General features: G+C 67.6%; 11 protein-coding genes and 2 pseudogenes. 4 read left to right on the top strand and 9 right to left on the bottom strand.

Features of this window, described 5'->3' with window-relative positions:
* Positions 1-74: 74 nt before the first annotated feature.
* The 9 genes and pseudogenes from E3T48_RS02735 to E3T48_RS17125 all read right to left on the bottom strand — a co-directional run.
* On the bottom strand, positions 75-1,103 hold the full coding sequence (locus E3T48_RS02735) for a LacI family DNA-binding transcriptional regulator (RefSeq protein WP_134522335.1): 1,029 nt from the start codon (positions 1,101-1,103) through the stop codon (positions 75-77).
* Between the two features lie 4 nt (positions 1,104-1,107).
* Positions 1,108-2,583: a GH1 family beta-glucosidase gene (locus E3T48_RS02740; RefSeq protein WP_134522344.1), complete on the bottom strand. Its 1,476-nt coding sequence runs from the start codon at positions 2,581-2,583 to the stop codon at positions 1,108-1,110.
* 35 nt (positions 2,584-2,618) lie between these two features.
* Positions 2,619-3,461 (bottom strand): carbohydrate ABC transporter permease, encoded by an 843-nt coding sequence (locus E3T48_RS02745; RefSeq protein WP_134522336.1) that lies wholly within the window; start codon positions 3,459-3,461, stop codon positions 2,619-2,621.
* Positions 3,458-4,444, bottom strand: coding sequence for a carbohydrate ABC transporter permease (locus tag E3T48_RS02750; protein ID WP_134522337.1), 987 nt, complete (start codon positions 4,442-4,444; stop codon positions 3,458-3,460). The genes E3T48_RS02745 and E3T48_RS02750 overlap by 4 nt, the downstream gene beginning before the upstream one ends.
* A 218-nt stretch (positions 4,445-4,662) precedes the next feature.
* A complete protein-coding gene (locus E3T48_RS02755; protein WP_198417606.1) occupies positions 4,663-5,946 on the bottom strand; it encodes an ABC transporter substrate-binding protein in 1,284 nt (427 codons plus the stop codon).
* A 257-nt stretch (positions 5,947-6,203) separates the two neighbouring features.
* Positions 6,204-6,899, bottom strand: coding sequence for an SDR family oxidoreductase (locus tag E3T48_RS02760; protein ID WP_338145216.1), 696 nt, complete (start codon positions 6,897-6,899; stop codon positions 6,204-6,206).
* Between the two features lie 13 nt (positions 6,900-6,912).
* A complete protein-coding gene (locus tag E3T48_RS02765) occupies positions 6,913-10,404 on the bottom strand; it encodes a hypothetical protein (RefSeq protein WP_134522339.1) in 3,492 nt (1,163 codons plus the stop codon).
* Between the two features lie 103 nt (positions 10,405-10,507).
* A complete protein-coding gene (locus E3T48_RS16610; protein ID WP_166789605.1) occupies positions 10,508-10,765 on the bottom strand; it encodes a hypothetical protein in 258 nt (85 codons plus the stop codon).
* A gap of 178 nt (positions 10,766-10,943) precedes the next feature.
* Positions 10,944-11,159, bottom strand: a pseudogene (locus tag E3T48_RS17125) (MFS transporter); the annotation flags it as partial.
* A gap of 199 nt (positions 11,160-11,358) precedes the next feature.
* Between E3T48_RS17125 and E3T48_RS02775 the strand changes: the two are divergent.
* The 4 genes and pseudogenes from E3T48_RS02775 to E3T48_RS02790 all read left to right on the top strand — a co-directional run.
* Entirely contained in the window at positions 11,359-12,171 is an 813-nt protein-coding gene (locus E3T48_RS02775) for a M15 family metallopeptidase (RefSeq protein WP_241986579.1), read from the top strand.
* Positions 12,171-12,383 carry an amidase domain-containing protein gene (locus tag E3T48_RS17570; protein ID WP_420898342.1) on the top strand — a complete coding sequence of 71 codons (213 nt, stop codon included), beginning with the start codon at positions 12,171-12,173 and terminating at the stop codon, positions 12,381-12,383. Before E3T48_RS02775 ends, E3T48_RS17570 begins: the two co-directional genes overlap by 1 nt.
* Positions 12,311-12,514 (top strand): amidase domain-containing protein, encoded by a 204-nt coding sequence (locus E3T48_RS02785; protein ID WP_255455794.1) that lies wholly within the window; start codon positions 12,311-12,313, stop codon positions 12,512-12,514. The genes E3T48_RS17570 and E3T48_RS02785 overlap by 73 nt, the downstream gene beginning before the upstream one ends.
* 96 nt (positions 12,515-12,610) lie before the next feature.
* Positions 12,611-12,822, top strand: a pseudogene (locus E3T48_RS02790) (hypothetical protein); the annotation flags it as partial.

Raw genomic sequence — 12,822 nt, forward strand, 5'->3', positions numbered from 1 at the left:
GCTCGATCACCGGTGGTCGAGCCTGTCGAGACCCCGCCCGACGGTAGCGGCCGGCCGAAACGGGCGCGGCGAGGTCAGGCGGAGTCGCGCAGCACCAGACGGGTCGGCATGATGGTGCGGTGCGGCACCTTTTCGTCGCCGGCGAGGAGCCGCAGGAGGATGTCCGCCATCGCGTACCCCATCTCCTCGGAGGGCTGGCTCACGGTGGTCAGCGGGATCGGCCCGCTTGTCGCCGCCGGGCTGTCGTCATAGCCGACGATGGCTACGTCTCCGGGAACCGATCGGCCGTATTCGCGCAGCACGTCCAGGGCGCCGGTGGCCATCAGGTCGCTCGCCACGAAGATCCCGTCGACCTCGGGGCAGCGTCCCAGCAGCCTGCGGGTGGCGGCCGCGGCGCCGGACGCCGTGAAGTCGGCGTGCTCGACGGCATCCGCCGGCATCTCCACCCGCTCGAGCGTGCGCACGAATCCCGACAGACGGTCGATGCCGGCCGGCATGTCGATCGGCCCGGTAATCGAGCCGATCCGACGGCGGCCGATGTCGATCAGGCGCTGGGTGCCGGTGACGGCGCCGGCCTCGTTGTCGACGTCGACGAAGTAGGCCCCGAGGTCGTCGGCGTTCGACGGCCGACCACCGAAGACCACCGGCATGCTGGTCTCCAGCTCGGCCACGAACTCGTCGCCGGCATGGTGCGACACGATCAGGGCGCCGTCGACGTTGCCGGACCGCAGGTAGCGCAGGGTCTTGTGCCGGGGATCGCTCGAGGCGACCATCAGGTTGAGCGTGAAGTCGCTCTGTTCGAGCCGGCGGGTGATGCCCTGCACGATCGCCGCGAAGTAGGGGTCGCCGAAGAACCGGGTCAAATCCTCGGGCACGACCAGGGCCACGGCCTGGGTCTGCCGGCTGGCGAGCGACCTCGCCGCCCGGTTCGGAACGTAGTTGAGCTCCTTGATCGCGGTGGTGACCGAGGCGAGGATCTCCGGACTCACCTTTGTCGACCCGTTGACCACCCGGCTCACCGTCGCCCTGGACACCCCTGCCACCTCGGCCACCATCTCCAGGGTGGGCTGCGGGGGTCGCGCCGGGCGCACAATCGATGTCATGGCGTCATTCTATTTGCCGCAATACATCACGCCCGCCCGGTGCAGAGAGTGCGCGATTACGGATGATCTCCGCATAGGCGAGGCCGCTGTCCTTCACGGTGCGTTCCTGTGTCTCGTAGTCGACGCGCACGATTCCGAACCGCTTTTCGTAGCCCCAGGCCCATTCGTAGTTGTCCAGCAGCGACCAGTAGAAGTAGCCCTTCACCTCGACGCCCTCGTCGATGGCGTCGAGGACGGCGCCCAGATGGGCGTTCAGGAACTCGGTGCGCGGAGCATCCGGAACGCTCCCATCAGGGGCGACGGCATCGTCGAAGGCCGCACCGTTCTCGGTGATGTACAGGCTGGTGCCGGCCGGGGCGGCGTACTCGCTGTTCACGCGGACCAGGAGTTCACGCAGCCCGTCCGGCTGCACTTCCCACTCCATGGCGGTGAGCGGCAGGCCCTGCGGGTGGAAGAAGACGCCCTCTGCCGCCGGGAACGGCGATCTGGTGGCGCGGTCGGTCGGAGCATCGCCGTGCAACGGATGCTCGGCCGGCCGGTCGCTGACGAGCTCGCCGTGGTAGTAGTTCACGCCGAGAGAGTCGATAGGCTGGCTGATCTGCGCCAGGTCGCCCTCCTCGATGAAGTCGGTCAGTCCGAACTCGGCGACGTCGGCCAGCAGATCCTCGGGGTAGGCGCCGCGGAAGATCGGGTCCAGGAAGACCCGGTTGAACTGCCCGTCGATGCGGCGCGCGGCATCCACATCGCCGGCCCTGGCCGGGTCGACCGGTTTGGCGACCGTGAGGTTGAGGGTGATGCCGAGTTCGAGGCCCGAGTTGCGCTCGCGGAGCGCCTCGACGGCGAGACCGTGGCCGAGGAGCAGGTGGTGCGCCGCGGCGAGGCCCTCTCGTGGGCTCTGGCGCCCAGGTGCGTGGTTGCCCCCGGTGTAGCTCAGGAAGGAGGAGCACCACGGCTCGTTGAGGGTGGTCCACACGCCCACGCGGTCGCCGAGGGCGTCGTGCACATGGAGCGCATAGTCCCGGAACCGGGCCGCCGTGTCACGGCTGGTCCAGCCGCCCTTCTCCTCGAGTGCCTGTGGGAGGTCCCAGTGGTAGAGGGTCAGCCAGGGCTTGATGTTCGCCTCGAGCAACTCGTCGACCAGACGGGAATAGAAGTCGATGCCCTGGGGGTTGACCGGGCCGCCGTCGGGCTGCACCCGGGACCAGGAGGTGGAGAATCGGTAGGTCTGCAGGCCGAGGTCCTTCATCAGCGCGACGTCGCCGCGATAGCGGTGGTAGTGGTCGCAGGCGTTCTCGCCGTTCTCGCCACGCAGCACGGCACCCGGCACCCGGCTGAAGGCATCCCAGATCGAGTCCGTGCGGCCGTCTTCATGGGCCGCGCCTTCGATCTGATAGGCGGCCGTCGCCGCTCCGAAGAGGAACGTGGGCGGGAACGAGCGCCCATTCGTCGTGGTCACAGCTGTATTCTTGGTCACAGTCATATTCTCGGTCACGATCGGGGGTTGTGCGTACGGCGTCATCCCTTGACGGCTCCCTGCATGATGCCGGCAACGAGTTGCTTGCCGAGCAGGATGAAAACCAGGATCAGCGGGATGATCGACAGGACCACGCCGGCGAGCACGAGCGAGTAGTCGACGTAGAAGGCGGCCTGCAGCTGCTGGAGCGCCACCGGGAGGGTCGGATTGCCGGGGCCGAGCACGATGAACGGCCAGAAGAAGTTGGTCCAGGTGCCGATGAACGTGAACAGGGCCAGCATGGCGGCGGCCGGGCGCGCGGCCGGGAGGCCGATGTGCCAGAAGCTGCGGATCATCGAGGCGCCGTCCATCCGCACGGCCTCGATCAGTTCGTCCGGAAGAGCGTCGCGCAGGTACTGGGTCATCCAGAAAACGCCGAACGCGGTGACCATGGCGGGTGCGATGACTGCCCAGAGGCTGCCGGTCCAGCCGAGCCGGGACATCACGATGAACAGCGGCACGATTCCCAGCTGAGTCGGCACGGCCATCGTGGCGATCACGAAGATGAGCAGGCCCTCACGGCCGCGGAACCTCAGCTTGGCGAAGGCGTAGCCGGCCAGGGTGGAGAAGAGCACGACGCTGAGCGACACCGCGGACGACACGATGATGCTGTTGCCGAGGGCCGTCCAGAACGGGATGCTGTCGATGACGGTCAGCGCGTTGGCGATGAAGTTACCCCCGGGGATCCACATCATGCCGTTCTGGTTCAGGGCGGACGCGTCCTGGCTGCCGATCAGGAACGACCACCAGATCGGGAAGGCCGAGCCGAGGAGAACGGCAATGAGGATGCCGTAGACCCAGAGTGCGGGGCGGCGGTCGTGGCCGCCGATGATGGTCTTGCTCATGAGATGCCTTTCGCACGGACGCGCAGCTTGCGGTCTGCGGTGCCCGCGATGCGCCGGGTGATGACGAAGTTGAGGACGGCGATGAGGATGATGATCAGGAAGAGCAGCCAGGCCACGGCGGACGCCCGGCCGAAGTTGCGCTGGTTCCAGCCGAGTTCGTAGATGTACAGGGTGAGGGTCTGCCATTGCCTGCTGGCCCCGCCCTGGCCGACATTGTCGAACATGCGTGCCTCGTCGAAGATCTGCAGCCCGCCGATCGTGGAGGTCAGGATGACGAAGATGATGATCGGTCGAAGCAGCGGCAGGGTGATCGACCGGAAGGTGCGCAGGCGGTTGGCGCCGTCGATGATCGCGGCCTCGTAGTAGTCGCGCGGGACGGCCTGCATGGCGGCCAGGAAGATGAGGGCGTTGTAGCCGGTCCAGCGGAAGTTCACCATCGTGGCGATGGCGACGTGGCTGGGGATCACGTCGACGTGCCAGCGGATGGGTTCGAGCCCGAGGCCTGTGATTGCGCTGTTGATGAGGCCGTACTTGTCGCCGAAGAGGTCGTTGAAGATGAGCGCGACCGCGACCGGAGCCACGACGTACGGCAGCAGCACGCCCATGCGCCAGAAGGTCTTGCCGCGCAGGTTGAAGTCGAGAACGGCGGCGATGCCGAGCGCCATCAGCACCTGCGGGATGCTCGAGAGCAGGAAGATGCTGAAGGTGTTGCGGAGGGAGGTCCAGAAGTACCCCTGCGACAGCACCGTGGCGAAGTTCTCCAGTCCGACGAAGTCGCCCTGGCCGCCGATGAGGTTCCAGTCGTGCACCGACACCCACGCGGTGTACAGCAGCGGGAAGAGGCCCATGATGCCGAAGAGGAGGAAGAAGGGGGAGATGTAGAGGTAGGGCGAAAAGCGCACGTCCCAGCGGCTGAGCTTATGGCTGAGGGCGATGCGGCGGATGCTGCGGGCATTCACCTCGATGGCGGCGGCGGTAGTCATGAACAGTCCTTGCTAAGTCGGTGGTCGAGCTTGTCGAGACCCGGTGGTCGAGCTGCGGTGGTCGAGCTGCGGTGGTCGAGCTGCGGTGGTCGAGCTGCGGTGGTCGAGCTGCGGTGGTCGAGCTGCGGTGGTCGAGCTTGTCGAGACCAGGGTCTCGACACGCTCGACCACCGCGACACGCTCGACCACCGACAAGCTCGACCGTCGGGGTCGGCTGGTTAGCCGAGTGCCTTGACGTCGGTGGTGAACTGCGCCCACGACTCGTCGGCCGTCATCGTGCCGTCTTCGACGCGGGTGAGCGCCTGCTGCATGGCGTCGTTGATCGCGAAGTAGGACTCGCCCTTGAACGGCGTCACGTCGACCGCTGCGGCGCGGTTGGCCAGGATCTGACCGGTCGGCGCGTTGTTGAAGAACGGGTTCACCGCACCGAGCAGTTCGTCACTCGCGAGAGCGTCGACCTGACTCGGGAAGGTGCCCTTCGAGGCGAAGGCCTTGAGCTGCTGCTCCGGGGCGGTCAGCCAAGCGGCGAGCTTCTGAGCCTCGGCCTGGTTCTTCGACTGCTTCGGAACGGTCAGGTACGAGCCGCCCCAGTTGCCGCCGCCGCCGGGGAAGGTGTCGGCAATGTCCCAGCCGGTGACGCCTTCGGCGTTGCCGGAGATCACGCCGAGCATCCAGCCCGGGCAGAGCATCGTGGCGAAGCCGTTGTTCTGGAAGCTTGCGGTCCAGTCGTCGCTCCACTGGCCGAGGTGCGCGGAGAGGGTGCTGCTGGCGTCGAGCACGCTCGTGTACGCCTTCTTCACCTCCGGGTTCTCGGTCGCGATGACGGTGCCGTCCTTCTCCTCGTAGGCGTTCGGGATCTGGTTGACGACGCCCTGCCAGGTGGCTCCGGCCGAGTCGAACCAGGGCACGTTCGTGCCGGCGGCCGCGAACTTCTCGCCGGCGGCGTAGTAGCTCTCCCAGCTGGTGCCGAGGAGCTTCGCGACCTCGGCCCGGTCGGTCGGCAGTCCGGCGGCGGCGAACAGGTCTGAGCGGTAACAGACGCCCTCCGGCCCGATGTCGGTGCCGTACGCGATGAGGTTGCCGTCGGCATCCGTCGCGGCCTTCTCCTTCCAGTCCAGCCAGCGCCCCTTGACCTCTGAGGAGCTCACGGTGACGAACTTGTCCGAGTACTGCAGAAGCTCCGGCAGCCAGTCGACCTCGATGGCCTCGACATCGCTCAGGCCGCTGCCGGCGGCGAGACGAGTCGTGAGGTTGTCGCGGGCCTCGTTGGAGGTCGCCGCCTTTTTGTGCGTTACCTTGACGTTCGGGTTCGCCTTCTCGTACTCGGCGAACAGGTCGTCATAGCCGAATTCGTTGAACGTGGCGACGGTCAGTTTCACCTTCTCGTCCTTGGACTGCTCCGAGCCGGCGCCGGCGGAACAGCCCGCCAGGACAAGTGCGAAGGTCGCTGCTCCGGCGACGGTTGCTGCGATTGTGCTGCGCGGGAAACGCTTCACGGTCACTCCCTTGTGTGCGTGCTGATGGGTGGATGCGAGTCCGCTCTCAAAGCTGTGAGAGCGCTCTCACGGTGTGATGCTTACGTTAGCGGCGGGCCGGTGGTTTGTCAAGAGAGCGCTCTCAGGAGCCGCGAGAGCCGGCGCCGAGGTCGCTGCGGTGGCAGGCCGCCGGTGTCGCACGGGCGCCGAAAAAGCCCCTGCCGGCCGGGGATTCCGGACGGCAGGGGCAGGGTCGATTCGTCCGGGGTCGTTTCAGTCAGGGGCTAGGCGAAGACCGCCACGGCGGCCTGCACCGGAACCGCTCCGGACAACAGGTGCAGCGTCTCGCGCTCGCCGGCCCCGGTTCGGATCAGCTCGGCCAGCACGGTGGCGACGTCGGCGCGGGGGACCGTGCCGCGGGTCTCGGTGTGCTCCGGACCGGTGCGGGCCAGGTGGACCAGGCCGGTGCCGATGTCGTCCGTCAGGCCACCCGGCCGCACGATGGTCCAGGTGAGGGACCGGCGCGAGAGGTCTTCTTCGGCCGCCAGCTTGGCCTGCAGGTAGGACAGGAAGCCTTCGGGGACGTCCGAAGGACGGGCGTTGTTTCGTACCGAATCGACGCCGGTCGAGGAGATCTGCACGAAGCGGGGAACGCCGGCGATCTCCGCAGCGTCGGCCAGAAGCACGGATCCTCCCAGGTCGACGGCCTTCCTGCGCTCGTCGCTGCCGCCCGCCCCGGCTCCCGCCGCGAAGACCGCAACGTCGGCGCCGGCCAGGAGGGATGCGACCTCGGCAGCCGAGGACTGCTCGAGGTCGATCACCACCGGAACCGCCCCGTCGGCGACCAGATCTGCCCGGTATTCCTCCTTGCGGATCAGCCCGACGACCTCGTGGCCGCCCCTCGAAAGCTCCCGTGTCAGTTTACGAGCGATGTTTCCATGTCCACCTGCAATAACAATGCGCATCTGGATGACAACCACGACCCGGCCCGGATCATTCCCGCGGAACGATCACGGTGAGGGACGCCACCCGGCCGTCCCGGCGGAAAATGCTGGCGCTCAGATCCGCGCCCAGCACCCCGCCCGATCCGGGCACCTCCGTTCCGTCGGCAAGGTGTGCGACGACGTCAATGTGCGCGCCGCCGCCCAGGAACTCGGCCAGGGGGCCGCCCCTGTGGAACACCACCGGGACCTGGCAGAACGTGAACGCGAGCGCGTCCACGGGCAGCATGATCGTCCGCTGGCGGCCCGCGAGGTCCAGGTACGCGAAGGTGCAGGGCGCCATGGTCCATTCGCTTTCCCGCAGCAGTGTGGGGCGCAGGACGATCCGGCCCCGCTCGACCCGCAGGCCGAGTTCCCCGAGGCGGGTGAGCACCTCCTCCTTGACCTGGCCGGTCATCCCCGGCTGCCTGGCCCCGTGGCCGGCGGGCGTGTGGGAGTAGGGGTCGGTCGGGAACGCGCCATAGGTCAGCGGGTCCTTCGCGTAGCCGAGGCCCGCGCGGACATCCTCGTAGGCGTCGACGAGGCCGCGGATCGCGGCATCCGCCGCCCCGTCTACGACGGCTCGTTCGAGCGTCTCCTGCAGGGCGAGCAGCAATTTCGACACCATGTGCCAGTAGATGCTGCCGAGGCCCTCGTAGGCGAAGAATGTGCCGGAGCGACCGGTGAACTCCGAGTGCCTGAAGACCTCCTCGAAGATCGTGAGGAGCTCTGCCCGGCCCTGCTCGACGGCGTCGTGGAATGCAGGGTCGGCGCTCAGCCGGTCAAGCTCGCCTGCCACGCCCCGTGCATTTCGGATCTGCGCGGCGAAGTGCACGTCACCCTGGGCGTCCCGGACGACGATGCTGCGGTCACCGGCCAGGGAGAGGACGTCGACAAGGGGGCAGCGGGCGGCCCGCTCGGCGCTGACGACGTTGCGTTCAAGGAAGGAGGGCAGGTTCTTGTCGGGGTAGAGGACGTAGCTGTGTTGGTCTGCGCGGTAGAGCCGGCTGGCGCGCAGGGCGTTCAGCAGGTCGAGCGATTCCTCGGCGCTGAGCATCCCGCTGGACAGGATGGCCACCTGACCCTCGAGCATTTCCGAGAGGCGGTGAACCGCTGAGCCTTCGGCGCCCAGTTCGAGAACGTTGTACGCGTGCACGAGACCGTCGTCGCGCCGGTTGGCGCGCAGGCCGCTCTCGACGAAGCGCTGCGCCAGGTCGAGCAGCTCGGCGACGTCGCCGGCGGTGACTGTCGTGCCGACCCCGTGCCGACCGGCGTACACGGCCTCCCGGTAGACGGTGCCCGCCGCGCCGAGGTCGTCCATGACGACCTTGCGACGGGCTTCGTCGAATCCGTCGGCCAGGGCGTCCGCGTGGCCGGCGAGCACGTCGCGCACGCCGGTCAGCAGCCCGGTGAGTTCGCTGCTGAGTTCGACGTCGACGGTCAGAAGGCCCTGTAGGAAGACCAGGTACCGACGGAGATAGGCGAGGGTGACCACCGACAGGCCCTTGCCGACGAGCGCGTTGTTGGCGTCGTTCCACTCCGGGCGCTGGGTCGTCATCCAGATGCCACCGTCCGGCACCAGATTGACGAGCTTGGCGAGCAGGAGCAGCAGCACCTTCTCGGCCAGTGTGACCCGAACCAGCCCGCCGTCGGCGTCGTGGACGAGCCGCCCGTCCGAGCCCTCGGCGGCGACCTGCTCGAGGATCGTCCTGTGCCGCTCCGCGTCGAAGACGATCGTGTTGTATGGATCCTGGAGGATGTCCTGGTACGGCGCGATCCGGTAGGGCACATCCGAGTGCGTGAACACCCGTCGGTTGACGAGGGTGCCCAGGCGCCCGGGGTGGAAGCGGTGGGAAGTCTCGAGCAGCTTCAGCAGGTAGACGATCTGGTGGTCGCTCCAGTAGCCGATGTTGGACCACGGGTCCCCAGGTTCCGGGACCTCCCAGTCGACTCCGGCGCGGGAGATTCGATACGGGTTGTAGCCGTCGGCGGTGGTCGCGTCCAGGAAGATCGTGACCATTGACTCGACGTACTCGGGGAAGGACCAGGCCAGCGCCTCCCAGTTCTGGAAGATGTCACGCCAGTTGCCTTGATATTCCAGGCGGCGAGCGCCTGCGTCGTCGGTCAGGAGAATCTTGAACTGGTTCCACGGCCGGCTCGGGTCGCCGTGCCGCCGGCTGAACGTGAGCGGAAGGTATTCCATGCAGAGGCGCCACAGGTCGGCATCACCGTGGTCCTCGGCGATCGCGACGAGTTCGTCGGCGCGCAGCCGGGCGGGCAGAGCGTCCAGGACCGCGGCGCAGCGACGTGCGGTCGCCGCGCTCCGCTGCAGGATGAACGCCCGCACGTCGCGCGCCTGAACCGTGTAGCCCTCGGCCGGCACGCCGCCGCGCATCGTGTTGAAGAGCACGTTGGCGGTGTGGTGGATGGTCGCCAGCTCGTCGCCGGTGTGCTGGGCGGCGTCGGTGGCGGCGAGGATGGTCTCAAGGTCGGACCGGGTGCGGGCGAGGTCGGCCTCCAGCTCCCGGGCGAGGGCGTCCGGATGGCGCAGCTGGGAGCGGAGTCCGACCACGTCGGCGGCATCCTGGTTCACGTCGGCGACGACCTGCCACCGGCGTTCCTCGCCCGGGGCGAGGGCGAGTTGCGCGTGCACCAGGTAGGCGCCACGCTGGCCGCGCACGTCGGTCTCGGCGACGATGCCGTGGCCCCGGGCGAACGCCGGCACCTGCGCGATGGAGAGCAGGTGCCCTTCGGATGTCAGGCCGACCTGCCAGGCGACGTTGGCCTGCAGGGACTCGCTGGGTTCGGCGAGATCGGTCAGCGTCGCGTTGAGCGTCAGCAGCCCGAGGCCCGTCGGGGCGTCGACCTCGGCCCGCTTGTACGCGTCGAGGAGCACGCTCAACTCGTTCTGGATCTTCTGCCCCGCCCCGGCGGGGAGGATGTTCACGAGGCCGTCGAGTAGCTCGATGGTGCGGGGTTCGGGTGAGAGCGAGGTCAGGGCGCAACTGCGCACGACGCCGAATCGGGCGCTCGTCTGCCAAGTCACCCGGAGGCGCAAGGCCAGATCAGGGCGGGTTTCCTCGAAGACAAGCGTCGTTCCGAGACTGTCCTTGTAGAGCGTGCGCTGCACCGTGCGATCGCCCGGACGGAGTTCCGTGAACGGCTGCCAGTGGGCGGTCGACCCGTCGGGTTGCCCGACGAGCAGCACGCTCAGTCCGCCCGTGCGGCCGCCGCTCTCCGTCACCTTGTCATCGGTGTAATAGGGGAAGAGGGCACCTTCGGCATCCACTCGGCCGGCGGTCAGGCCTCCCGTGCTCGAGACGAAAAGCCAGACATCGCTCGCGCCGACGAGGGTCATGAAGAATGGCGGCATCTGATCGTATGCCGTGATCCGATAGAACCGGCGTCCGTCCAGGTCGACGGGGCTGCCCTCGACGAGTGCGTCGGCGCCGTGTGGTGCGGCGCCGTGTGGTGCGGGGTGCTCGGTGATGGTCTCGAAGGGCATGCGAACCTCCAGTGGAGTCAACCCGGCGGACGCTCCGGCAGGAGAGGGCTCAATCCTCTCATGTGTGAGAGCGCTCTCACACAGCCGGTCGACAGACATCCGCTCAATCACATGCAGCCCTGCCCCGGTATGATTCGACGGAGATTTTGCTCAGAGTGTCCGGAACCGCACCGAATCCGTGCGCCGGAGGCAAAATCTCCGTCGAATTCGACGGGGCGGCGCGATGTGCGTCCCGGGTGAGTTCGGCCTGCTCGGCCGCGTGGTCGTCGGCTGCCTCCAGGAGTGCGGAGGTCTTCCGCAGGGGCGGCGCCTTGAGGAAGAAGCTGAGCACGAACGCGATCAGCACGACAACGAGGCTCACTCAGAACACCGTGAGGGTCGCGTCGTTGAAGCCCACGAGGAACGGCTGGGCCAGGCGCGGGTCGGCGGCCGTGAGGAACGACGTGTCCCCGTCGAGGGCGCCGCCGATGCCGCTGGGTTTCGCCAGCAGCCCCAGGATGCCCGCGTTCGCCGGGTCGGCCTGAACGGCGGGGTCGGTGGCGGCGGCCGAAAATGTCGCTGAGCTTGCCGTAGATCGGGGTGCTGATGCACGACACGATCAGGTAGGCGGTGGTCACCCAGGCCTGCAGGGCCATCCCGTCGAGGTCGTCGGCAATGGTACGCATCGATGTTCCGACGATGGTCTGGTCGAGTGCGGAGAGGAACATCCCGGCCATCAGGCCGAAGATGACGAAGAGGATCTGCCGATGGTTCATCAGCGGGGCGGCGGAGGCGGGGGCGGGAGTTTGCATCGTGTGCAAAGTTACACGACGGGCAATCAATCTTCAACCGTCGTGCGGCCCGTCCAGAGAGTCAGATTCATCTCCCGGGTCTATGCTCGGCGATGTGGGGCAAGAACAGCAACCAGTGGTGTCGCGGTCGGTGCGGAGGCGGCGCACTGTTGCGTTGACAGTTGTGGTCGTGGTGCTCGCCGGTGGCGCGCTCGCGATCGGCACGATCTCCGGCCGGGCGGCAACGTCTCTGGTGGCCGTGGTGGCCAGCACCGGCGCGCCGACGGCTCCGACCTCGCTGCCGCTGCCGCCCTCTCCCCAGCCCTCCTCGACCGGGCCTGCACGGCCGGCGCCGACAGGTTCGCAGCATCCGGCCGCGGTACCCACCTTCAACCGGTCGGCTCGTTCCATCGACGACCCCACCAGCCTGTGGGCAGTCGTCGACAAGATCCGGCCGCTGCGGCCGGCCGACTACACCCCGCCCGACCTGGTCGACGTGCCGGTTCCGCACGTCTGGAATCCGCGGCTGCGCGCGGAGGCGTCGAACGCCGTCGTCGGGATGTTCGCTGCGTTCACGGCGGAGACCGGGCTGCAACTCCAATCTCAGAGTTCCTACCGCAGCTACGGCACCCAGGTTGATGTCTACAACCAGGACGTGGCGGGCAACGGGCAGGCCTTCGCCGACACGAGCACCGCGCGCCCGGGAACCAGCGAGCACCAGACCGGGCTGGCCATCGACATCAGCGCGCTGCCGGGAAACTGCTCGCTCGATCCGTGCTTCGGCGCCACCCCGCACGGCCAGTGGCTGGCCCAGAACGCCTGGCGCTTCGGCTTCCTGCTGCGGTATCCGGCCGACAAGGTCCCGATCACCGGCTACGGCTATGAGCCCTGGCACTTCCGGTACCTCGGAGCGGACCTGGCGGCCGAAATGCACAACACCGGAGTGAGCACCCTGGAGGAGTTTTTCGGGCTGCCCGCAGCACCCGGCTACAACTGATCTCCTGCGATGCCCGTCGAGCAGCCCAAGCCGCTCGTGCCTACGCGCTGGCCCATTGGGACGACTGCAACACCGACGAGTTCGGTTCCATCAGCGGCAATGACTGTGTCAACTTCACCAGTCAATCCCTCCTGGCAGCCTGGTCAAGGGCGGCGACATCGTGCAATTTGACTGGAACGATTCCGGCGACGAGGACCACACCGGGATCGTGACCAGGGTCGAGAAGAACGGGCATTCGGTCGCAATCTATTACGCAGGTCACACGTCGAATACCGACTACCAGTCGGTGGACGAGTCCCTCCGCAACGGCGGTGGGACGGTCTCGTTCTGGAACGTCAAGTAAGTCCCGGAAGCGGCTCGGACCCTCGGCCCGCACAGTGAAATTCCCGGCAGAGTGTGATTGTCTGGATGTATCCCCCCCGAACGAATTGAGGCATTTGTGTTGTTGACCCGGCGTTTCCGCATCGGCGTAGTCGTGATGGTGCTCGGCGGCCTTGTCACCGGAACGGCGGCGGTCGCCGCCATCGGCGACGATGAGCCCTCCTCCGCGGCCAGGGCCGAAGGCGTGGGGAACAGCCTGACCGGCAAGGCGACGGCGTCCAAGGCCCCGACCGCCGCGCCGCGGGCGGCCCCGGCCGACGCGGGCGCGCC

This window comes from Cryobacterium fucosi, assembly GCF_004403515.1.
GTDB classification, from domain to species: Bacteria; Actinomycetota; Actinomycetes; order Actinomycetales; family Microbacteriaceae; genus Cryobacterium; species Cryobacterium fucosi.

Bases quoted from the DNA above. Each gene is read 5' to 3' on its own strand.
- E3T48_RS02735 (WP_134522335.1), bottom strand. From the start codon at position 1,103: ATGACATCGATTGTGCGCCCGGCGCGACCCCCGCAGCCCACCCTGGAG.
- E3T48_RS02740 (WP_134522344.1), bottom strand. From the start codon at position 2,583: ATGACTGTGACCAAGAATACAGCTGTGACCACGACGAATGGGCGCTCG.
- E3T48_RS02745 (WP_134522336.1), bottom strand. From the start codon at position 3,461: ATGAGCAAGACCATCATCGGCGGCCACGACCGCCGCCCCGCACTCTGG.
- E3T48_RS02750 (WP_134522337.1), bottom strand. From the start codon at position 4,444: ATGACTACCGCCGCCGCCATCGAGGTGAATGCCCGCAGCATCCGCCGC.
- E3T48_RS02765 (WP_134522339.1), bottom strand. From the start codon at position 10,404: ATGCCCTTCGAGACCATCACCGAGCACCCCGCACCACACGGCGCCGCA.